This window comes from Rahnella laticis (assembly GCF_015644585.1).
GTDB lineage: Bacteria > Pseudomonadota > Gammaproteobacteria > Enterobacterales > Enterobacteriaceae > Rahnella > Rahnella laticis.
This window is the reverse complement of record NZ_JADOBI010000001.1, coordinates 666,253-687,837: the sequence shown is the minus strand read 5'-3', so window position 1 is coordinate 687,837 and position 21,585 is coordinate 666,253. Positions and strand designations below refer to the sequence as shown.

Here is a 21,585-nt window from a genome sequence, read left to right as displayed (position 1 = left end):
CTGTTAGCGGATCGAGAAAGTTTCGGTTTTTACACTTGCAGTGAGGGGCTGACAGCGGATCGAGAAAATTTCGGTTTTTCAATCATAGTGATCACTTAACGCGCTGCGCCGAAACCGACCAAAGAGGGTTATGACGAACCCTCTTTGGAATCTCCACGTCTTTTTTACTGCGCGCTATCGCTGGCTGGCTATGTTTCAGCAACCACAGTTATTGCCGCGAAAACTTGCCGCTGCGCGGTTCCCTTTCTCGGTGTTACTCGGCCTGCGGCCTCGCCCTTCGGGTCGTCACTTCGTGACGCTGTCTCGCTTCGCTCGGCTCGAGCCACAGGTCTCGAAACACTTCGCTCGGCAAGCTTTCTGAAAGCGGCTGGAGGCTTTTTCACCCTATTACAGTGGTTTGGTTTGCTCCTCCCCCTGCGAAGGGGGAGGCCGGGAGGGGGTTTAGCAAACCTCTGAGTCGCTAAAACCAACACCCCATCCCGGCCTTCCCCTCGTGAGAGGGGAAGGAGCAAATCAAAATCAGCCCGCATGTATCAACCGAAATGCATAGCCTCTGGCCGCTTTCAAAAATCGCGCCGCAGGGAGAGGTGGAAAACCGCGTATCTTTTCGCGCGGTTTGTAACCCGAGTGAAGGGCACCGCGAAGCGGCGGGATTTTGCGGCACTTGCCGGAGTTGCTGAAACAGTGCCAGCGAGCGGTAGCGCGCAGTGAAAGAGCCTGGGGGGTCTTGGGGGGTGGCGGCGATATGCCGCCCCCCAAGTCGGTGTGGGCCGACGCCCACGACCTTGAACTTGAACTTGAAAGCCACTTCGGGCGACAAGCCCAATAAACAGAGTTTACGACTCCTCTGCCTGGGCGTTCCTCCCACTCCCGGGTCTCTCAATGACCATTGTCTGCGTCTGACTCAGGCTGATCCCCGCATCGCGTAACATCTTCAGGATCTCATACAACAAATCACTCCGCGTCCCGCTCACAATGCGCGGGCTGTTCACGTAGCCGGTCACGCTCAGGATGATGCCGGTCGGGCCCAGCTCTTTAAAGCTGACGGACGCCGCAGGCGTATCGAGGATTTGTTCGTGCGCGTTGTAAGCGTCGAGCAGCAAACTTCGTACCTGTTCCGGGTCGATGTCGAGCGGGAATGTCAGCGCGATGGTCGCCACGCCCTGCGCGTTGCCCATAGTGGCGTTACGCACGTTCTGAGAAATCAGCTGGGAGTTCGGCACAATCACGGTGGATTTATCGCTGAGCTGGATTTCGGTTGCACGAACGTTGATCCGGCGGATATCCCCTTCCACACCGCTGATGCTGATTAAGTCGCCCACTTTCACCGGACGTTCGGTCAGCAGGATCAGGCCGGAGATAAAGTTCTTCACAATCTCCTGCAAGCCAAAACCGATACCGACCGATAAGGCGCTCACGATCCACGCCAGTTTGTTCCACTCGATGCCCAGCGACGACAGCGTCAGCAGGATAATCAGCACGTAGCCCACGTTGGTGAACAGCGTCACCAGAGAAGCGCGCATCCCGCGATCCATCATGGTTTTCGGCAGGAAATCATTATCCAGCCAGCGGCGGGCGGAACGCAGGACGTACCAGCCGATCACCAGACACAGCACCGCGTTTACCGCGTGCGCCGGAATAATGTTGACCCCTTCGAGGCCTTTACCGCCCCAGATATCGACAATTTTCGCCAGCAATTCCAGCGGTGTCGTGGAGCCGAACGTCCCGTTGAGCAGCGCAACGGCGGCAAACAACAGAAGCGCAGTTTTACCGATGGCCGAGAACAGCGTGGCCGCCAGCGACAGATGGCGGTCATTGACGCTCAGGGTGCTTTTGATGATTTTGCCGCTGTGTGTACCCGGCGCGAACAGGCTTTCGAAGAAATCCACCACGAAGTGGATCAGCAGATACAGGCAGCTCAGCACCAGCCCGATCCACAGCAGTTCGAAGGTGACAAAACGCGCCAGCGGGATATATCCAATCACCAGCGCCAGCATGATCACAACAGCGGTAATGCTGATGACCAGATGAATCAGCCCGGCCAGCGTGGAACGGGCCTCGGTTTGCTCGCCGTCGGCTTTCATTTTGCGGCGCATTCTGTTGACGCGAACCGGCGCAATCAGGCAGTTGAGCGCCACCAGTAATGCGGCCAGACCGTTGCCGAATAACGTCGCGGCGACGCTGGCACCGACCAGGTTATTCAGTTGCTCAATAATGCCGAACAGGAAAATAAAGGTGGCCAGCAAAACCGGGAACGAGGCCAGCGTTTTGGCCAGCGGATCGGCAATGCCCGGCAAGCGCCAGGACGGATGGTTGTTCGACAGCAGCGCAATCCCCAGCCCGGCAATCAGCGCGGAGAAGTACGTCAGCTCGACCAGCTGTTGGGCGAACTCATTCACCCACGCGGAAGTATCCGGCAGACGGGTAAAGATGTAGCCGATGAGCTGAACGCTGAAACCCAGCGTGAGGGTGGTGCTCAGCGTGGTGAAACAGGCGAGGAAACTGCGGCGGAAGCGGCCCTGCGGCAACCAGCGCGGCAGGATCCAGTTCATCGGTTTATCCAGCACGCGGCGGCCAAAGATGCCCAGTACCAGTGCCAGCAGGAGATATATGCCCGAGCCGGCGCGCCATTCCGGGCTCCACGCCTGCGTCCAGGCATCGCTCACCTGCGAACCAAAATCGCTGAAGCGTGCAGAATCGTCATCGTTAGGGTTGAACAACGGTGCCCAGAAATTTCCGCCCAGAATGCTGCCGGTGTTCAGGGCAATCTGGGTTTTCAGCGCGTCACGTCGCAGGCCGGAAATCTGTGAAGACAGGTTCCGCGCGCCCACGCTGATGGCTTTGGTTTGTTCAATCTGCGTGGTAAGAAGGGTTTTGCTGTTGTTGAGCTTATTACGCTGGCTGATCACCTGAGGCGTTTCGGTCAGCGTTCCCGGCGCAGGCGCAGGGCCAAGAACATCGAGCTGTGCCTGAACCTGCGTCAGATCGGGCGCGAGCGCCGCCGCCAGTTTATCGGCGTCTTCGGCCAGTGCCTGCGCGGCATCGGTCAGGCCGGTGAATTTTTTATCGGTTTTCGCCGAAGAGACCTGCTGTTTCAGCTGATCCAGACGTTTTTGCAACGCGGGCAGCGCGGTGCTGGCGTTAACTTTGACCGGCTGTTCGGTGGCAGATTGACCGGTGCTATCATCGGCCTGACTCAGCGCAGGCGTTAACAGCAGACATGACAACAATGCCAGTAACAAAAACGGCACTCTAAACATTTTTTGCATAGAAGGATGGTTCCGGGAGCTCGTTATTTTTTACGAAACAAAAGTGTTTTAGATGAACGGCGTAAGAATACCCTTTCCTGTTAAGAAGAATAGTAGGGATTGTCTGTTTATGTTGCCGTCAGGCCGCGCCGGGCTGCACGTTCAGACGCGCAGCCCGGCGGGAAATTCAGGGTTTCGCGCCCAGCATCTGGCGCAAGATTGCCGCCGAGTCTGCCGGTTGCAGCGCAAGAATACCGGAATACAGGCTGATGGAAATCTCGCAAACTTTCTCGCGATCGACGTCCGGTTTGGTCAGGTCACTGAACATCTGCAACTGCTCGCCGTACATGTTACCCAGCGCCTCACGCACCGGAGCCATCATGGCAATCACGCGTTCGGTGCTGACCGCCGCAGGTTGTTCGGTCTGCCCGCTGCCGGTCGCCAGCAGTAAGTCATTCATGGTATTGAGATCTTTGCGGAACAGTTCCGGCGGCAGAACCTGCGCGGTATTAATACCGCCGCTGACCTGAGGATACAGGAACTTAAAGCAGCTGCCGTCCTTGCGCGCCTGCAAGGTTTGCATCTCTTCCAGATTCACCTGCATCGCCTCGTTCACGTTGGCATCCGGCGCATGGCTGATGCGCTGCGTGAGCAATACAGAGACCATCGGTTTCACCGTATTAATGGCGTCCTGTTGCGATTTACCTTCTTTACGAAGCTTGAGAATATTGCTGCGGATCTGCGCGTACAGCGCCGGTTCCTGCGCTTTTATCGTGGTGTAAAGCGGCAGTTCAGCCAGCGCCTGATCGACCTTTTGCTCCTCACGGTTACCGGCAAGATGCGGCTTTATCACCGCGCTCCACAGCAGATTGCCACCGATAAACAACACCAGAAACACGATCACCGCAGGCACGCGGCTTAGCACGCCTTTTTTATGCAGCAGCCCGATCAGTAAGCCTGTTACGACGGCACTGACGCCCCACGCCACCCCTTCAGTCCAGTTCATTCCTGTTCCTTTTTATAAACGGTTAAAGGCCGATTTGTGCGACCGCATCACGGCTGGCATCGGCGCGCTCCTGCCCGTGCAGTTCTTTCAGTTTGCCCTGACGCATTTCCAGCAAACGATCGGCGTGTTCAAAATAGTGATCATCGTGGCTGATTGCCAGCACGGTTTTACCCATATCGCGCAATTGTGGCAACAGCTCGCGGTAGAAGGTCCGGCGGAATTGCGGATCCTGATCTGCCGCCCATTCGTCGAGCAGCAGGAAGTCGCGCCCTTCGGCCGCCGCCAGCAGTAAGGCCACGCGTTTTCGCTGCCCGGCAGAAAGCTGAAGGTTGGTCACTTCGTTGCCGGTGAACTGAAGTTTTTCTTTCATGTTCAGGCGTTGCAGCCAGTCTTCCACCAGCAGCGGATCCGGCTGTTTGCCCTGCGGGCCGATGAGCTGGCCGAACAGATGGAAATCGGTAAAGACCGCCGAGAAAAGCTGGCGATACTGTTCGGCGTTTTCCGCCGTGACCGGCACACCGTCGAGCAGGATTTGCCCGGAACGCGGCTGATACAGCCCGGTCAGCAGCATCGCCATCGTGGATTTTCCGCTGCCGTTGCCGCCAATCAGGAAAATCAGCTCGCCACGGGAAATCCGGAGGTTCAGCGGCCCGATACCAAAACCTGCCCCCTCTTCTTTCCCGGCATAGCTGAACGTCAGGTCGCGCAACTCCAGCGTTTGCCAGTTTTTCGCAGCAACCGCAGGTGTGAATGCGTCATTGTGTTCGGCCAGTTTCAGCGCTTTCAGTTTGCCAAAAGCCACCTGCGCGCTGAGCAACGTCGGCAACGCGCCCACGGCCTGCAACATCGGCGTACGCAGGAACAGCAGCGTCAGGGAATAGGTCGCGGCGACGTCTGTATTTGACCAGCCGAGCGTGTTCGCCATGAAAAACACCAGGCCAATCGCGCCCAGCATCATGATATTCGACCAGTTCACGGCGCTGAGATGGAAGGTATCGGCGCGGATAATATGATGGCGGTATTCTTCGGCGTCCTTGCGATAGACGTCGTCGAACAGATGGCGCGCACGTTCGCGGTTCAGCGCCAGCTCTTTGCGCCCTTCAATCACTTTCTGGTAATCCGTTTGCAGCTTGTCTTCGGCGTCACGCACTTTCGCCAGATGGCGATAAACGTGTGAGACCAGTTTGAAACCGCCAAAAATGGTGATCAGCAGCCAGATAACGGTGACCAGCAGCATTTCCGGGGAAAGCCAGGCCAGATAGCCCGCACAGCCGATGGTCAGAATGATGCCCTGCACCAGTTCCGGTAAACGCACGAAGGCCAGCGTGATATTGCGGATGTCGCTGCCGAGGCTGGCGAGCAGTTGCGCGTTACCGATTTGCTCGATGCGCTCGATGTCCGTATCCAGAATACGTTTGATGAATTGCCCGCGCAGGCGGTAGATAAAGTGGTGGCCGAGCACGGTGAGCGCCAGCTGAGAGCCGAGCGTAACAGCCATCAGCAGCAGTAATAATCCGAGAAACTGCGGCAAAACCATCAGGGAACCCTGCGTGGTTTCAATCAGTTTAAGATTGATGAACGCGATCAGGCCGATGCCCAGTATGGCGCTGAGCAGGCTCAGCGCCATTACGCCTAAAAACGGCCAGCGATATTGTTTAAATACAACGCGTAACAACTCCATGAATTGGTCTCATTCTGAATGCAGGGGAATAATGCTGCACGCAGTTTAATGACACACCTTGTCATATCAAGAACAATTCTCATTTTAGGCGCGGTTCCGGGCGGATCACCATGCGTTCGAACTTTCCGGCGACCACCAGATAGCCAAACATGCCGAGTAAACCGTGCGCACCCACGAACCACAGCGCGTAATTAAAGGAACCGGTGACGGCGACGATATAGCCAATCACCACCGGCGTGATTATCCCCGCGACGTTGCCCAGGCAGTTGAATACGCCGCCGCTGAGGCCGATCATTTTTTCCGGCGCGGTATCTGACATTACCGCCCAGCCAATCGCCGAAAGCCCTTTGCCGAAGAAGGCCAGCGTCATTAACGCAATCACTGCCGCGTCCGTGGACACAAAATTCGCCATCGCCAGCATGGCGGCAAAAAACATGCCCAGCACGAACGGTGTTTTACGCGCTTTCGACGGGCTGACCCCGCGGCGGATCATGTAATCCGACATCACGCCGCCCAGTACGCCACCGGTGAAACCGCAAATGGCGGGTAACGCCACCACCCAGCCCGCCTGCATCACCGTCATCCCGCGTCCTTTGATCAGGTAAATCGGGAACCAGGTCATGAAGAAATAGCTCATCGATGTAATGCAATATTGCCCGATATAAATGCCCCACAGCGTACGGCTCTGGAATAGCTGCATCACTTCACCGAAGGTGAATTTCTGCCGTGCGGCGCGGCGGTTGAGTTCCAGGTCGACCAGTGCCCCGTTGGCGCGCAAATGCTCCAGCTCTGCCGGTTTTATGTACGGACTGCTGTGCGGTTCTTTATAAAAGGCAAACCACGCAATGCCCGCAATCAGCCCCACCGCGCCCATCCACAGAAAAACGTGTTCCCAGCCGAGCGCGTGTGTGAGCCACGCCATAATCGGCGTAAAAACGCCAATCGCCATGTATTGCGCCGAATTAAACAGCGAGGTGGCGGTTCCGCGTTCGTTGGTCGGGAACCAGCAGGCGACGATGCGCGCATTGGCCGGAAACGCCGGGGATTCCACCAGTCCGAGCATGAACCGCAGGAAGAACAGCATGATGGCGGCGGAAATCCCGCTGACGCCAAACCAGCCCACGGTGCCCTGCAACATTGTAAACACCGACCACAGCACCAGGCTGCACCCGTAAACACGCCGTGCACCAAACTTATCCAGCAACCAGCCGCCGGGGATCTGACCAATCATGTAAGCCCACGCGAACGCCGAGAACACCATGCCGAGCATCACCGGATCGAGGCTGAGAACCCGTGACACTTCCGTACCGGCTATCGACAGCGTGGCGCGGTCGGCGTAGTTGATCACGGTTATCGCGAAAATCATTCCAAGGACGACATAACGAAAATGGCCCGGTCTGGCACTTTCGCCTGCGGCTTCACGGGTGGCCGTATTTTGGGTATCTGACACATCTGTAGGGGACGTCATGTTTTCTCTCCAGACTTATGAGTGCACTCCCTGCTTTTTGTGACCTGATGCACAAATTTTTGCGTTTGGGCCACGCCATCCAGATCTAAAAAATCCAAATTAATTAACAGAGTAGAAACATCTGACGATACGGTCTAAGTTAAAAAGACAATGGAACAAGTCAAAAATTGAATGATTGAATTAAATCAACTGCGGTGTTTTGTGGCGGTGGCGGAGGAATTGCATTTTGGCCGGGCGGCAAAACGTCTGTTTATGACGCAGCCGCCGCTGAGCCGTCAGATTCAGTTGCTCGAGCACGCGCTCGGCGCACGTCTGCTTGAACGCAGCAACCGGCATGTCAGTCTGACGGCGTCCGGCAGCGCATTTTTGCGTGACGCGCGGATGATCCTTGAATTCACCGGACAGGCGCAGGAGACGGTGAAGCGCGTTGAAAAAGGCGAGATGGGACGTCTGATGATGGGCTTCACGGCGGTCAGCGGTTACTGGCAAATCCCGCAGATTATTGCGCTGGCGACGCAAAAACTGCCCGCCATCACCCTGATCCTGAAAGAAATGGTCTCTTCCGCGCAACTTCAGGCGCTGGCTGCCCGTACGCTGGATATCGGATTTGTCCGCCAGCCTGTGCCGCTGTTCCCGCTGGCCTATCAGTGCGTGTTGCGTGAACCGTTGTGCGTGGCGCTGCCGCCCGCGTCGCCGCTTGCGGCCAAAGCCCGGCTGCGCGTGCGCGATTTCGCCGGGCTCCCTTTCATCATGTATTCCGCGACTGAGGGAAAATACTTTTACGATTGCGTGGCTGGGATTTTTGCCGGGGCGAACGTCGTGCCACATTACGTTCAGCATTGCAGCCAGACGCACACTATTCTCGGGCTGGTGCGCGCCGGTGTCGGGCTGGCGATTGTGCCGGACAGCGCACGGCATCTGGGTTTTCCCGGTCTGGAATTCCGCCCGCTCAGCCACCCTGACGCCATCGCTGAAATCTATATGGCCTGGCGACAGGACAGCGATACGCCCGCACTGAGCGCCTTCCGGCAACTGGTCACCGCGCATTCCGCCGCATTCCTAAAACAAAGCCGCAGACAAGAAAAAAGCTGACAGCCTGCATGACGCTTCCTAAACTGAGCTAATGGATAAAGAACAAGAACTTCGCCGAAGTAAACGTAACGCGCTCGGGCTGCTGCTGATTGCCGCCGCCCTGTTTGTCATCACCCTTTTCCTGCCGCCCAACTTCTGGGTTTCCGGCCTGAAAGCCATTTCCGAAGCCGCGATGGTCGGCGCAATGGCGGACTGGTTCGCCGTGGTGGCGCTGTTTCGCCGCGTGCCGGTGCCGTTTGTGGCGTCCCACACGGCCATTATTCCCAGGAATAAAGACAAAATTGCCGATAATCTGGCGGTGTTTGTGCAGGAAAAATTCCTCGCGCCCGCGACGCTTATCAATCTTATCCGCCAGCACGATCCGGCGCGGATGCTCACGGACTGGCTGAACGCACCGGACAACGCGCAGCGTTTCGCAAAATACGCGGTGAAGATGATCCGCGGTTTTCTCGATGTGACGGACGATCAGCGCATCGCGCAACTTATCCGCCGCGCGCTTTACCGCGTCATCGATAAAATCGATCTTTCAACGTCTATTGCGACCATGCTGGAAAGCCTGACCAAAGGCGGCCGCCATCAGCAACTGCTGGATCAGGCAATGGATCAGCTGGAAATCCTGCTGGCAAAAGACAGCACGCGGCAGTTTATTTCCGCGCAAATTGTCGGCTGGATGAAACGCGAACATCCGCTGACCGCCAAACTTCTGCCCACCGGCTGGCTGGGGCGAAACGGTGCCGATCTGGTGTCGAACGCGGTGAATTCGGTGCTCGATGATATGGGCAACGACAAAACCCATGCTTTCCGCAAAGGCTTCGACCGTTCGGTACAGAACTTTATCTGGAAGCTGCAAAACGACCCGGAAACCGCGCAGAAAGCCGAAGAGATTAAGCAGTATCTGAAAGATGACGAGAAGCTGAATGTTTACGTGTTGCAGCTGTGGGGCGACATGCGCAACTGGCTGAAAGAAGATCTGGAAAGCGAAGATTCGCGGGTGTTTGCGAAAGTCACGGAATCCGGCCAGTGGCTGGGAAATGCGCTGGCGCAGGACGAGAAACTGCGCAGTTCGCTGAATCAGCAAATGGAAACCATCGCAGAGAAAATGGCACCGGACTTCGCGCAATTCCTGACGCGTCACATCAGCGACACGGTAAAAGGCTGGGATCCGCGGGATATGTCGCGGCAAATCGAGCTGAATATCGGGAAGGATTTACAGTTTATCCGCATCAACGGCACGCTGGTCGGCGCGTTTATCGGGCTGGCGTTGTATCTGCTGTCGCAACTGCCGGTTGTGGTTCCGTGGGTGATGGCGCGGGTTTAATTGCATCCTGTCCTGCACTGAACTTCTACATTCAGTCGCGTTAAAACGTACTTACTCGCCCCTTAATAAACGATGATTTAGGGGTGAATGAGTACGTAAAGTGTTGTTACTTTGCATGTTGATAATAAATAATTCGCAAAAAAAAACCAGCCATTCAAAAATGGCTGGTTTAATTATTCATTATTTAAATATTAATAACGATTTGACCATTCTTTTGTCGGGCAAGATGCCAACATTGAAGGAATGTTATCTTTGGTGGTTGAACCCAACCATTGATAAATTTTCTGAACGTTATGCTTATTTGGCTTCGTTAAAGAATAACGGGAAGTCACAGTAAAACAGTTACGCTGGTCAGCAATATAACGTTGAGAAGTCCAAACTTCTACAGTCTTATAACCACCAACAATAGATTCAGCCTGCTCATTTGAAATACTAATCATTTAATAAATCCTTTTAATTTATTATTACTTAAGTGATAACCATTTAGATGAAAATGGTTTTGATGAACTTTAATGCAAAGAAGAACAAAGCACAAATATATACCGTATGCATTGGGAACGTAAAATACCCTAATACATTTTAATATAAATGCACATATTATTTCCTGCAAATTTCAGTTCGAAAAAATTATAACACCCCAATTTTAAAATACAACTATCAACGTTCATTTATTTTAATAATTAAGTCGGGTAATTTATTTTTTAATAAAAACAAAAATCAAAACCTGGACCTAATGTTATTTAATTGATCCCTTTATTCTCTTATATTGTAATTCCACCATCGACAACTAAACTTTGCCCGGTGATATAACTGCTTCCGTCGCTTAATAAAAAGCCAACTACCTGAGAGACTTCCTCCTTCCTGCCAAACCTGCGCATAGGAATCCCCTTCCTTAATATTTTTTTCTCAGCCTCAGCCATAACCTGAACCATTTCTGTTTCAATCAGGCCTGGCAGGACACTGTTGACCCGCAGATTAAACCGGGCGACTTCTTTCGCCAGTGATCGCGTCATACCCAGCATCGCAGCTTTTGTTGCGGCATAAGCCACCTGCCCGGCATTGCCCTTAATGGCAGAAACCGAAGACATCATCACGATACTCCCTTCACTTTTCGTCATCATTGCGGGTAATAAAGCCTGATTCCAATGAAATATCGCATTCAGATTCGTATTAATGACGGCATGCCAGTCTTGAGATGTTTGCCTGAAATGCAATGCATCACGAGTGATCCCGGCATTATGAATAATGCCAAAAGGCGCGCCATGTTCAGAAAGTAAGTTTGCTGCAAGTGTATCCACTTGCGCTGCACACGTTCCGTCGCAACGAAAACCTATTACCTTTCCGGCAAATTGCGCGCATTCAGACTCAAGCGCCCTGGCCTGTTCTTCCTCCCTGAGCCAGGTAAATACCACGTTATATTTATCCGCAAGGTGTTCCACAACGGATTCGCCAATTCCACGACTTCCGCCGGTCACCAAAACCCACTTATCAGGCTTCATTCATTTTCACTCGCTGGTCTTCCAGCATCTGAGACATTTCGCCAAGTGTTAACTGAGGATTTTCGATAAAGATATCGCCACTCAATGTCACATTAAATTCACGCTTAGCTAAGACCATCAGTTCGACATAATCCAGGCTATCAAGTTTAAGTGCCTGAACGCGTATATCCGGTGTCAACATATCTGCATCAAGATCTTTGGCATCACAAAGCATCTCACAAATAAGGGTATAAACTTCCTGTTTCATTTTATTTCCTAATTAATAATTGACCATAATTTCAAAGTAATAATGGTGGTTATACGGGAGCCTGCAGAGCAACTCCCGTGTATTGCAAGACGTATGAGCAATTCCTTTTCGGAACCACCCACGATTAGCGGAGTTAACAGGCCGTACTGGAATTCCACGTTTTCAGGCCACGCCGAACCTTTGGCCAGCAATCCACCGGTGAAAAATACTTCATGATGCGTTTGAACAACCCTGGCCTGGTGAAAAACTTCCGCAAGCGTGGAAGCTTTTAATGTCGGTAATACCTCGCGAACCGACGCCAAAACCTCAGGGCCCTGAATGATCTGCCGGAACAAAAGCGCATCAAGGAAACACCACTGCGTAAGGTCGTCATGGCCCGGACACTCTGCGCGTAACGCCCTGAATTGCGTCGCAGAAACTCTGTGCGTCAACGGTGCGGCTTCCAGGAGAGATGCAGAGGCTTTTCCCAGTTTTCCGGTAAAGCAGCGAAGCCCAGAATCCGCTTCCTTCAGGTGACTTTGACCATTTGCACTCTGCAATAAATAGGGTGTATGGCATTTTACCGTTTCACGCAGACGCGCATTAAAGCGGTAGCAGTGGGATATATTCTGGTCATCCAGCGCCTGACTCAGGTGTGATTTCATATCCAGCAATACCCGCATACCGTGGGCGGGTAAGTTGTCCATCCCCGCCGCTTTCGCCTTTTCAGAATCAAAATGTAGCGGGTTGTTATCACCTGAAAACAGTGCCCATTCAGACGCATGCTGAGGTCCGTAGCTTACAAACATGGTTACCCCCTGCCGATCACGAGAGCTGCATTTGCACCACCGAATCCAAAGCTCAGATTCAGGGTATTTTCTACAGGCTGGTAACGGTGCCCTTCAGCGATGAAGTCCAAAGCGCATTGTGGGTCAGGCAAATGAAGATTGCAGGTGGCCGGAACCCGCTGATGTTCGATGGCTTTCAGGCAGATAATTGCCTCAAAGCTCCCTGCGGCACCGATCAGGTGCCCGGAATAACTTTTCGTGCTGGAGATGGAAATGGTGTGCGCCTGTTCACCCAGCGCCATAATGATGGCTTCCGTTTCGTTGCGGTCATTGAGCTGGGTAGACGTGCCATGTGCATTGATATAATCAAGATCGGCTGCCTGGAGCCCTGACTGTGCCAGCGCGGCATGGATAGTTTTAACGCGTGCCAGTTTATCTTCCGCAGGCGCAGTGAAATCTACCGCATCCGAAAAATTGCCATATCCTTTAATCTCACCCAGTATTATTGCCCCACGGCTTATCGCGGACTCACGTTCTTCGAGGCAAACAATAGCCGCCCCTTCCGACAACACAAAACCGCTACGGTCGAGGCTAAAAGGGCAACTCGCCTTCGTAATATCGTGTTCTTCACGCGTGAGCGCCTGGAGTACATCAATATTCCAGATAGCAGAATCGCTTCTCAGTGATTCCGCGCCGCCCGATAGCATCATATCTGCGCGTCCGCTGCGGATAATCTCAAAGGCCTCGCCAATAGCCATAGTTCCGGTAGCGCAGGCCGCTACGGGTGAGTTCTGATATCCACGCAGTCCCCAAAGCTGGCTACACGCGGCGGTGGCGATACTTGGCATCGAATAAAAGCAGGCAAAAGGTGAACCGACCCCGGAGGATTGATATTGCTCATGGGAGGCTAATGTTTCATCAATGCCACCCCAGCCGGTTCCAACCACAACCCCGCTTCGCAGAGAAGCGTAATAGTCGTTTGCCGTTTTGTCGCCAAACGCCATTTGCATCGCTTCACAAGCCGCGATCATTGCCAGATGGGCAAATCGTGGAAGACGACGCCGTATTACCGCAGGTAAAAACCTGAGATCCAGTTTTTCGTCGATCACGCCAAAGAAACGGGATTTAATTCCTGCCTGGCGTTTGTCGATCAAACGATATCCCAGCTGATTAGCCATTATGGCTTCCCAATTTTCGGATGCTGTCAGGGCAAGCGGGGTTATCGCTCCGTAACCGGTAACAACGACTCTGCGAGGCGGAGGATTATTTTTCATAGACAAGATCCTTATGCCGAAGGAGGCTCGGGAATATTTTCACCCCCGAGCGCCATCCAGAGCTGGAGGGTTGAATTAAGGTAACTATTTTGAATATCAGCCAACTGATTTTCGACAGCGAGCAGATTGTCCTGAGCATCCAGCCAGCTTTGTATCGATACCGCACCGGAAAGATATTGGCTCTTTGCCAGCACCAGACGCTGCTGGCTCATTGCCAGTGATTGCAGGGCATTTTGCCTTTGCAGTTCACTGGTCTGACGCTGAGTTATGGATTTTTCGACATCGGCCAGCGCGGCGTAAACTTTGTCCCTGAAAGTGGCCGCAGCAATATCGACATCCAGCCTTGAGCGCTTCACTGTCAGTTCTACGGTATTCCATTGGATAAATGGCAATGCGACCGTACTGCCCAGCGTTCTGGCCGGGTTAGTGAACCATTGAGTGAATAAATTGCTACCCGCCGCGAGAGATGCATTGAGTGAAAGTGAGGGATAAAAATTCAGTTTCGCAACGTCCGAACCTGCAAGGGCCGCCCGTAATTGCCATTCAGCCGATTGAACATCAGGCCTGCGGCTGATCACCGTCAATGGCAACTCCGGCGATAACGCAATAGTTTGGCTGAGATCCAAACCAGCCCGTTCTGACAAACGCACCGAAGAAGGACGATTAAACAAAATCGCCAGAGAATTCCTGGCCTCTTCCCGCTGTTGAACTAAATCAGCAAGATTATTTGTCTGGTCGAGGCGTGACTGTGTAGCCTGAAGCAGATCAAGTTTGCTGACATAACCCGCATGGTAACGGGAAGTAATGATACTTTCTGTTTCATTGGCCAACTCGAGGCTGCGCTGATTATTGGCAATCTTCTGGTTCAAATTGCCTATCAGCCAGTAATACTGTGACGTCGTTCCGATCAGCATCAATGCTGTATTTTGCCGATCCAATGCTGAAGCCTCAGCAAGCCATGCAGATTGCTCACGCGTCCTGGCGAGTTTCCCCCATAAATCAAGTTCATAGCTTAAGCCGACAGATACACTGTAGTTTTCAATAGCATTAGTATCCCGACGAGTATTCTTGCTGTTACTGGCGCTACCGGACGTGGTGACTTCCGGCGTCAGGTTGGTGTTCGCCAGCTGGCTATCAAGACGCGCCTGCTGTAACCGGAAACCCGCAGCCGCCAAATCATTATTAGCGACAAGGACATCATTTATTGCACGGGAAAGCTGGGGATCCTCAAAGGTGTCCCACCAATGGCTCGAGTGAGCCACCCAGCTTGTACCGGTGTTGCGTTGATTCCAGTGTTCAGGAATTACAACCGCCGGACGCTGGTATTCAGTTTTCAGCAATGCCCCGCAACCCGATGACAAAAAAATCATGATAATTAACGTTAAATTTTTCATTCTCTTTTCAGCGCTTCAGTGGGATTTAAACGGGCAGCATTGAGCGCTGGGAAATACCCAAACACCAATCCTATAAAGACTGACGACCCACAAGAAAAGAAAATGGGTGACAACGTAAATTTCAAGTTGAAATCATCAATAAATAATGAGAGCAGGCTTCCTGCACTCAGCGCCAGTAAGACGCCGGCTACAGAACCTAAAAGGCAGATAACCACCGACTCAATAAGAAACTGGTTAAGAATATCTTTTTCTCGTGCACCAATGGCTAAACGGATGCCAATCTCAAAAGTGCGCTCGGTAATTGAAACGAGCATGATATTCATCACGCCAATGCCGCCGACAATAAGTGAGATACCGGCAATAGCAGCAATAAGCATCGTTAATGATTCCGATGTTTTCTTAATTGTAGAAACCATCATCTCATCCGTTTGCAAATAAAAGTCACGTCTGCCATGCGCAATATCTAATAACTCTTCCACGATATTTTGAACGCCTTCAACTGAAACTCCTTCACGGACTTGTAACTCAATGGCGCTCAGCGAGGTCTGACCCTGGAGTCGGTCCTGAAACGTCGTATAAGGGATCCATCCCTGAGGCCCGTCGCCGCTAATATGCAATCCCAAGTAATCTGTGATGCCGATAATGACGAAAGGCACACCGGAGAACTGGATAATCTCGCCCACAGGATCCGCTTTCATAGGAAATAATGTATTGGCTGTTTTGCGGTCGATGATTAGCTGGGCAGAACGTTCATCGATATCAGCCTGATTAAAGTATCTTCCTTCTGTCACTCTCATCCGGTGTATAGCAAAAAAGCTATCGGCAACGCCGTTAAGCGTGAACGCAACATCTTTACCATTGATCTGTGCTCCCAGCGTGGCGTTATAAACAGGGGTTACCCTGTCGCCATAGGGTTGACGTGCCAGTAATTCAACGTCCCGGGATGAGAGTGAAAATGCCATATCCTGGCGCGGGTTTTCCCACCCAAGCCCCGGCTTAATTGAAATAGTCCGTGCACCCAGCTGGCTTATATTTTTCAGTATTTGCTCTTTAGTGCCTTCGCCAATCGCCATAGACATCATGACTGACACAACGCCGATAATAATGCCCAGCATGGAAAGTAAGGTGCGGATGCGGTGACCCCTTAATGCCTGCAAGGCCATAGAAACCGTATCTTGTAAGCTCTGGATCCACTCAGGGCGACCAGTGTTTGAGACCTGAGGTAAGGTAACGCCCTTTTGTTTGTCATGGCTGGGCGTATTAGAACGGTCAGAGATAATTTCCCCGTCGTTCAGCGTGATGATTCTTTCGGACTGACTGGCAATAAGGGCATCATGCGTCACTAAAATGATAGTGTGCCCGGCCTGATGCAACCCATGAAGAATATCCATAAGCTCATTACCGCTCGCAGCATCAAGAGCCCCTGTTGGTTCATCCGCCAGAATAATATTGGCGCCGTTCATCAAGGCACGAGCGACACTGACACGTTGCTGTTGCCCTCCGGACAGTTGCTCGGGCCGGTTATCTATCTTGTCCGCAAGCCCAAGACGGGTGAGTAAGAGTTTGGCCCGTGTTTTTTGAGCGTCCTTCATCATTGCGGTATACCGGGCAGGGACGGTGACGTTGTCGCATGCACTCAGGTAAGGCATCAGATGATAGCGTTGGAAAATAAAACCAATATGCTGGCTTCGCAAAGTAGCCAGCTGGTTGCCCGTCGCATGACAGGTATTGACGCCTGCAATGCGGACCGCTCCCGCCGATGGTTGATCGAGACAACCCATGATATTCATCAGCGTCGATTTACCCGAACCTGACGGGCCGACGATAGCAACCATCTCACCTTTATTGATCGTCAGTGAGACCTCTTTCAGCACCGATAGACTCTGTTCACCAGAGTAAAAAGTGCGAGTGATGCCGGTCAGTTCGATGATGGGTGCGTTATTCATCCGCAGAGTTCTCTAAAGGCAATTGTGAAATCTGGATTTGATCTCCTTCAGACAAACCCTTTTTCACTTCAGCGAAATTATTGTCGCGGACGCCAATCTCAATATTACGCGAGACTTTTTTAGTCCCTTGAATAACGGTCACTTCGTACTGTTCTGGCTTATTACTTTTGGTTAAGGCAGAAAGTGGAACGCGCAAAACGTTCTTTGCTTCTTTTACAACAATGAACACTTGCGCAGTCATTGCAGTTTTCAGCAAATGCTCACTGTTAGATATTTCGAAAACTCCGCTGTAGTAAATGGCCGAAGCCGGTTGAGAAATAACGGAGCTATCGCCGGAATTATTGAGAACGTCATCCGGTGCGTTTTTAATTTCTCCCATCACAGTGTCATAACGTTGATCTGGCTGGGCCAAAACATAAAACCATAGTGGCTGACCTGATTTTACTTTGAGAATATCGGTCTCTGAAATACGTGTCTGAATACGCATTTTGCTGAGATCGGCGAGCACCAGGATCGTTGGAGCCGTCTGCGAAGAGACAATGGTTTGGCCCTCCTGAGTGACAATTCCCAGTACTTCACCCTCTATCGGCGCGGTCAGACGAGTAAAACCAACGTTAGCGCGGGCCGTTTCCACGGCCATTTCTGCCTGAACAATCTGTGCTTCATTAACCTTGACTTGCTCAGTTTGAGAATCAAACTGAGACTGTGCTGCTTCAAGATCACTTTGAATTCCCGATCCCTCTTCGCCCATTTTCTTTTGCCGACGCAGCGCCAGCTTATATTGGATGAGCTGAATCTGAGCAGAGCTAAATTGCGCTTTTGCACTTGAAAGTTCCGCTTCAGATTTACGCAGTTCATTTTGCTGCAGTACGGGATCAATTTCGGCCAGCAGCTGCCCTTTTTTAACGACGTCTCCCTGCCGGACATACAATTTTTTTAATTGCCCGTTTACCTGAGCACCAACACTTATTTGGCTCACAGGTTTGAGGGTTCCTGTCGTAATGACCGTATTTTGGATATCACCCTTCGTCACGGTTTCTGAGCGCGTAAGCACATGCGGTTCGCTTTGTGATTGATAAACAAACGCAGCCACGCCACACGCCAGCAGAATACACAAAAGCAGCAGAATCTTAGCCCTGGCTTTCCCTGTCCATTTTATGTTCATGCGCAACACTCTTGTGTCATATCCTGGCAAGGATCAAGTTCAGAGATTCGGCCCTGCTCGATTAAAAATACGTGCTGGAACAGAGGCAAAATTGACGTGCTGTGCGTGACGGCAATTAATGTTTTATTTTCCTGACGACAATGATCCACTAAGGCTTTCGCAACCTGCATAGCCGTTACGTCATCAAGATTTGCCGTCGGTTCATCGAGAACCAATATCGGACGACTGCTGTACATTGCACGTGCAAGCAATAACCGCTGACGTTGACCCAGTGAAAGACCGGTATAACTTTCACGAACCTTGGCCATTAAACCGCCCGGTAGTTGAGCGACAATTTCAAGCATCCCTACTGCATCAAGTAATTTTTGAATATAGTGAATTTTGCTTTCATCAAGATTGGGATCAAACAAACTGATATTTTCTGCCACGGACGCATTAAACATAATATCTTCCTGACTGAGGAGGTATGACAGAGAACTAATTTGTGTCGAATGCACTTCCTGTCCGTCAATTTTTATTTGCCCCTGTTGTGGAGGAAGAATTCCTGACATCACTTTAATCAGTGTGCTCTTCCCTGCGCCAGACCCACCCACAATCGCTAATGTTTCGCCCCGTTTCAGGGTTAATGAATTATCCTTTAGCGTGATGTTTTTACTGTCGTAACTAAAAGAGATATTGTCGTAGCTCAGGGAGTGGGAAAACTCCAGATATTGCTGTTTTGGCTCTTCTGCTGCGGACGTCTCTTTTTGTGTCGGGAAAATATCTTCCGCGCGGTTATCAATAACCTGAATCTGATTCTTTTGAATAATTGCAAAGAAAATTTTAGTTATGTATGAGGAGAATATTTCTCGCACAAAGCTGTAGGCAAAGAAATCCCCTAATGAAAGCTGCCCCGCCTTGAGCAAGGGTAATGCCAGCAGCATAAACAGAACCATTTCCAGACTGCCGACCAATTGATAAATTGTATTTTTTATTTGTTCATACATATTTTTCTGGCGAATAGAGCTGAATAATGCATCGGTGAATTTCGCAAACACCGTTTTACGGTATTCAACCAGTCCGGATGATTTTATCGTTGTGAATCCCTGAAGGGTCTCCAGAATAAATTCATTTTGTTCGGCGGATTTTACTTGCAGTATTTGAGTGAAATGGCGGTCGCGATAAATGGCCCAGACACTCACTAATCCCATTGCCGTGACACCGCCAAGTGAGACAAGCGCTAAAATCGGGCTCATATAGGCCAAAACACCCAATGCCAGAATACCGATAATCCATTCCGTTCTAAGGCTATTATCCAGTTCGATCTTTTGGCTGGCAGCAGACTCCCAGGCAGTAAAACGACTAAAGACATCACCAGGCGCCCGACGCTCAAAGAACCGTAATGGATTATTTAATAACCGGGCAAAACCTGCAGTGCTATTCAGGAAAACAAACTGTCTGACAAAACGTTCGGTAACATAACGGACAATTAATGCCAGAGACGTTGAAACAACAAAGGCCATCAAAAAAAGGCCATAGGGAAAATCAGTTTTCCCCGCAGAGATAAAGACATCATTAATTGCACGACTCACCATGACAGGCATAATAAAAAGAGTCAGTGAAATAATAAAAGCCAAAGTCATAAGCCGATAAATACCTTTAACTTTTGCCGTCTCCCGCAAACTCATCACGGATAAAAATTTACTCTTCTCTGTGCCAGAAGTTTTCTTTTTCCGTGGATTGTTTTTTTCCTTAACGTCATCAATAACCAGTGCATACCCGCTAATATCTCTTTTCAGGGCATCAAACGTTAGAAACTGCTGGCCAATTGCCGGGTTCATTACACAAACATGGCGGCCTTTCCGATAGGCTAATACCACATAGTGCCCGGCACCATAGTGCAGAATGCAGGGTAATGGGATCGCATCGAGTTCATCATGGTTAAACATAACCGGGTATGTATTGATACCGAGGTTTGACAGGATATCCCCCATATTAGCCAATGATGTCCCATGGCCAGAAATAGGATATTCCTCACGTAATGTTTTAAGTGAAATGTCTATTCCTTGAGTGCTTGCCAGCATCGCGACGGAGGCAAGTCCGCATTCGTTTATTTCGCTCTGGAATACCATGTCGGGGATATTTTTTTTCATATAATTCTACTGCTTAACTCATTTATTGATGAAATATAATGAATGAAGATGCCATAACAACCAATCCTGAGGGTGTCGTGTAATAGCACTTTCAATCAACTTAGGGATTTCTACAGGAGCATCCTTGCTCTCCAAAGGAGTGTGTACGTAGATCTTTAATCCATCGTCAAAATAAAGATGATAAAACACTATTTTTGCCGATAGAGTTCTGGCTAGCCGATATACACCGCTGTGTATATTTGCTGAGCGATTAAATAACTTGCATTTTATTTTCGAAGAAAACTGGGCTCCGGAACTGTGCGTATACTCAGGAACAATATCAGGAAATAAAATAATATTCGTTTTATGCTCAGCCGCATCAAAACAGGTCGACATGATATTATTAGCAATTCCTTCATTATTACTGTGTATTGAACAATATGTGAGATTTACCCCTGCCTTCGATCTGTCTTTCTCCTGATAATCCTCTGCATTAGATGAAACAATGATCGTCCCTTTTCCGGGAAAAACATTTGCTGCAATAATGCCTGCAAGGATATCTGAAACCATATGCATCGGAGCAAGAACGACCGGTATACCTGAATCATGCAGTGGTTTAACGACTGCACTAAGCTGGTCAGAAAAACTATTAAGCTGCGCAATTATTTCCTTGTTCTGGCCGTATGTCGCCGCATAATCTAAAATTTCTCTCCTCTCAGAGGCCAGAGTAAAATCTATATGAATTTTATCGCCAAGCAGACAGCGTTGATTTTCATGAGCAACGTTAGCAAGTCTCCTCTGGTGAGGTGATGAAATCCTGAATAACCGTTTTGCATTTAAAAAACGCAATAAAAGCTCAACCGGGATATGTTTTCTAAATGATAACCTTTGTAGAAATAACAAAAAAGAATATAGATACCCAAACAACCGGTCTTGCAAGCACTTTAAATTAATGGACAACCACACAGTAAAAAATTGCATTATTATTCGCTACATCTTCTATTTATTTTCATGAAACACAATTCCCTCGGCGATAAAAAATTTAACTCAGAGGGTTTAGATTACATGCGCCAAACGTCAAATATTAATCATTATGCCACGTTTAATTTATACAGAGTTTGGGTCTGCATAAACTGTAGAAGCGAACTTAAAAGTGTGAACACATCAATACATCATGTAAAAAAAGTCAATAATCTTTAGTGTCAAAATAATAATCATCCACATTATTGAAGTCAATTTAGATAATCCAGAAATAATATGCTAAAGATAAATAATCACCGACTGGCATTACAGCAAAATATGAAATAAAAATCATATAAGGCCATCATTCTGCATTGAATTATGGCCATATATTCTCAATAACTCTATT

General features: G+C 50.4%; 16 protein-coding genes and 1 other RNA gene. 2 read left to right on the top strand and 15 right to left on the bottom strand.

The window, feature by feature from the left end:
- Nucleotides 1-254: 254 nt before the first annotated feature.
- The 5 genes from IV433_RS03070 to IV433_RS03050 form a co-directional block, all read right to left on the bottom strand.
- Nucleotides 255-336, bottom strand: a non-coding RNA gene (locus tag IV433_RS03070) — RtT sRNA.
- 500 nt (nucleotides 337-836) lie between these two features.
- Nucleotides 837-3,269 (bottom strand): DUF3772 domain-containing protein, encoded by a 2,433-nt coding sequence (locus IV433_RS03065; protein ID WP_195812487.1) that lies wholly within the window; start codon nucleotides 3,267-3,269, stop codon nucleotides 837-839.
- A 166-nt stretch (nucleotides 3,270-3,435) separates the two neighbouring features.
- Complete coding sequence (locus tag IV433_RS03060; RefSeq protein WP_195812488.1) at nucleotides 3,436-4,254, bottom strand: hypothetical protein; 819 nt, start codon at nucleotides 4,252-4,254, stop codon at nucleotides 3,436-3,438.
- A 22-nt stretch (nucleotides 4,255-4,276) separates the two neighbouring features.
- Nucleotides 4,277-5,935 carry a multidrug ABC transporter permease/ATP-binding protein gene (locus IV433_RS03055; protein ID WP_195812489.1) on the bottom strand — a complete coding sequence of 553 codons (1,659 nt, stop codon included), beginning with the start codon at nucleotides 5,933-5,935 and terminating at the stop codon, nucleotides 4,277-4,279.
- A gap of 79 nt (nucleotides 5,936-6,014) precedes the next feature.
- Complete coding sequence (locus IV433_RS03050; RefSeq protein WP_229893165.1) at nucleotides 6,015-7,403, bottom strand: MFS transporter; 1,389 nt, start codon at nucleotides 7,401-7,403, stop codon at nucleotides 6,015-6,017.
- Nucleotides 7,404-7,574: 171 nt separating this feature from the next.
- Between IV433_RS03050 and IV433_RS03045 the strand changes: the two genes are divergently transcribed.
- A complete protein-coding gene (locus tag IV433_RS03045) occupies nucleotides 7,575-8,495 on the top strand; it encodes a LysR family transcriptional regulator (RefSeq protein WP_195812490.1) in 921 nt (306 codons plus the stop codon).
- Nucleotides 8,496-8,526: 31 nt separating this feature from the next.
- On the top strand, nucleotides 8,527-9,813 hold the full coding sequence (locus tag IV433_RS03040; RefSeq protein ID WP_195812491.1) for a DUF445 domain-containing protein: 1,287 nt from the start codon (nucleotides 8,527-8,529) through the stop codon (nucleotides 9,811-9,813).
- Between the two features lie 191 nt (nucleotides 9,814-10,004).
- On the opposite strand, the gene IV433_RS03035 is transcribed toward IV433_RS03040, so the two are convergent.
- The 10 genes from IV433_RS03035 to IV433_RS02990 all read right to left on the bottom strand — a co-directional run bounded on the left by IV433_RS03035 (nucleotide 10,005) and on the right by IV433_RS02990 (nucleotide 21,197).
- A complete protein-coding gene (locus IV433_RS03035; RefSeq protein ID WP_195812492.1) occupies nucleotides 10,005-10,253 on the bottom strand; it encodes a hypothetical protein in 249 nt (82 codons plus the stop codon).
- 321 nt (nucleotides 10,254-10,574) lie between these two features.
- A complete protein-coding gene (locus IV433_RS03030) occupies nucleotides 10,575-11,312 on the bottom strand; it encodes an SDR family oxidoreductase (RefSeq protein WP_195812493.1) in 738 nt (245 codons plus the stop codon).
- Nucleotides 11,302-11,559 (bottom strand): acyl carrier protein, encoded by a 258-nt coding sequence (locus IV433_RS03025; RefSeq protein WP_195812494.1) that lies wholly within the window; start codon nucleotides 11,557-11,559, stop codon nucleotides 11,302-11,304. The genes IV433_RS03030 and IV433_RS03025 overlap by 11 nt, the downstream gene beginning before the upstream one ends.
- 8 nt (nucleotides 11,560-11,567) lie before the next feature.
- Nucleotides 11,568-12,347, bottom strand: coding sequence for a MaoC family dehydratase (locus IV433_RS03020; RefSeq protein ID WP_195812495.1), 780 nt, complete (start codon nucleotides 12,345-12,347; stop codon nucleotides 11,568-11,570).
- Nucleotides 12,348-12,349: 2 nt separating this feature from the next.
- Nucleotides 12,350-13,600, bottom strand: coding sequence for a beta-ketoacyl-[acyl-carrier-protein] synthase family protein (locus tag IV433_RS03015; RefSeq protein WP_195812496.1), 1,251 nt, complete (start codon nucleotides 13,598-13,600; stop codon nucleotides 12,350-12,352).
- Between the two features lie 11 nt (nucleotides 13,601-13,611).
- Nucleotides 13,612-14,994 carry an efflux transporter outer membrane subunit gene (locus IV433_RS03010; RefSeq protein ID WP_195812497.1) on the bottom strand — a complete coding sequence of 461 codons (1,383 nt, stop codon included), beginning with the start codon at nucleotides 14,992-14,994 and terminating at the stop codon, nucleotides 13,612-13,614.
- Nucleotides 14,991-16,940 carry an ABC transporter permease gene (locus IV433_RS03005; RefSeq protein ID WP_195812498.1) on the bottom strand — a complete coding sequence of 650 codons (1,950 nt, stop codon included), beginning with the start codon at nucleotides 16,938-16,940 and terminating at the stop codon, nucleotides 14,991-14,993. The genes IV433_RS03010 and IV433_RS03005 overlap by 4 nt, the downstream gene beginning before the upstream one ends.
- Complete coding sequence (locus IV433_RS03000) at nucleotides 16,933-18,105, bottom strand: efflux RND transporter periplasmic adaptor subunit (protein WP_195812499.1); 1,173 nt, start codon at nucleotides 18,103-18,105, stop codon at nucleotides 16,933-16,935. The genes IV433_RS03005 and IV433_RS03000 overlap by 8 nt, the downstream gene beginning before the upstream one ends.
- A complete protein-coding gene (locus tag IV433_RS02995; protein ID WP_195812500.1) occupies nucleotides 18,102-20,237 on the bottom strand; it encodes a peptidase domain-containing ABC transporter in 2,136 nt (711 codons plus the stop codon). The genes IV433_RS03000 and IV433_RS02995 overlap by 4 nt, the downstream gene beginning before the upstream one ends.
- A gap of 18 nt (nucleotides 20,238-20,255) precedes the next feature.
- Complete coding sequence (locus IV433_RS02990) at nucleotides 20,256-21,197, bottom strand: ABC transporter (RefSeq protein ID WP_195812501.1); 942 nt, start codon at nucleotides 21,195-21,197, stop codon at nucleotides 20,256-20,258.
- Nucleotides 21,198-21,585 lie beyond the last annotated feature (388 nt).

Coding starts and splice junctions, on each gene's coding strand:
- IV433_RS03065 (WP_195812487.1), bottom strand. CDS start 3,269: ATGCAAAAAATGTTTAGAGTGCCGTTTTTGTTACTGGCATTGTTGTCA.
- IV433_RS03060 (WP_195812488.1), bottom strand. CDS start 4,254: ATGAACTGGACTGAAGGGGTGGCGTGGGGCGTCAGTGCCGTCGTAACA.
- IV433_RS03055 (WP_195812489.1), bottom strand. CDS start 5,935: ATGGAGTTGTTACGCGTTGTATTTAAACAATATCGCTGGCCGTTTTTA.
- IV433_RS03050 (WP_229893165.1), bottom strand. CDS start 7,403: ATGACGTCCCCTACAGATGTGTCAGATACCCAAAATACGGCCACCCGT.
- IV433_RS03045 (WP_195812490.1), top strand. CDS start 7,575: ATGATTGAATTAAATCAACTGCGGTGTTTTGTGGCGGTGGCGGAGGAA.
- IV433_RS03040 (WP_195812491.1), top strand. CDS start 8,527: ATGGATAAAGAACAAGAACTTCGCCGAAGTAAACGTAACGCGCTCGGG.
- IV433_RS03035 (WP_195812492.1), bottom strand. CDS start 10,253: ATGATTAGTATTTCAAATGAGCAGGCTGAATCTATTGTTGGTGGTTAT.
- IV433_RS03030 (WP_195812493.1), bottom strand. CDS start 11,312: ATGAAGCCTGATAAGTGGGTTTTGGTGACCGGCGGAAGTCGTGGAATT.
- IV433_RS03025 (WP_195812494.1), bottom strand. CDS start 11,559: ATGAAACAGGAAGTTTATACCCTTATTTGTGAGATGCTTTGTGATGCC.
- IV433_RS03020 (WP_195812495.1), bottom strand. CDS start 12,347: ATGTTTGTAAGCTACGGACCTCAGCATGCGTCTGAATGGGCACTGTTT.
- IV433_RS03015 (WP_195812496.1), bottom strand. CDS start 13,600: ATGAAAAATAATCCTCCGCCTCGCAGAGTCGTTGTTACCGGTTACGGA.
- IV433_RS03010 (WP_195812497.1), bottom strand. CDS start 14,994: ATGAAAAATTTAACGTTAATTATCATGATTTTTTTGTCATCGGGTTGC.
- IV433_RS03005 (WP_195812498.1), bottom strand. CDS start 16,940: ATGAATAACGCACCCATCATCGAACTGACCGGCATCACTCGCACTTTT.
- IV433_RS03000 (WP_195812499.1), bottom strand. CDS start 18,105: ATGAACATAAAATGGACAGGGAAAGCCAGGGCTAAGATTCTGCTGCTT.
- IV433_RS02995 (WP_195812500.1), bottom strand. CDS start 20,237: ATGAAAAAAAATATCCCCGACATGGTATTCCAGAGCGAAATAAACGAA.
- IV433_RS02990 (WP_195812501.1), bottom strand. CDS start 21,197: ATGCAATTTTTTACTGTGTGGTTGTCCATTAATTTAAAGTGCTTGCAA.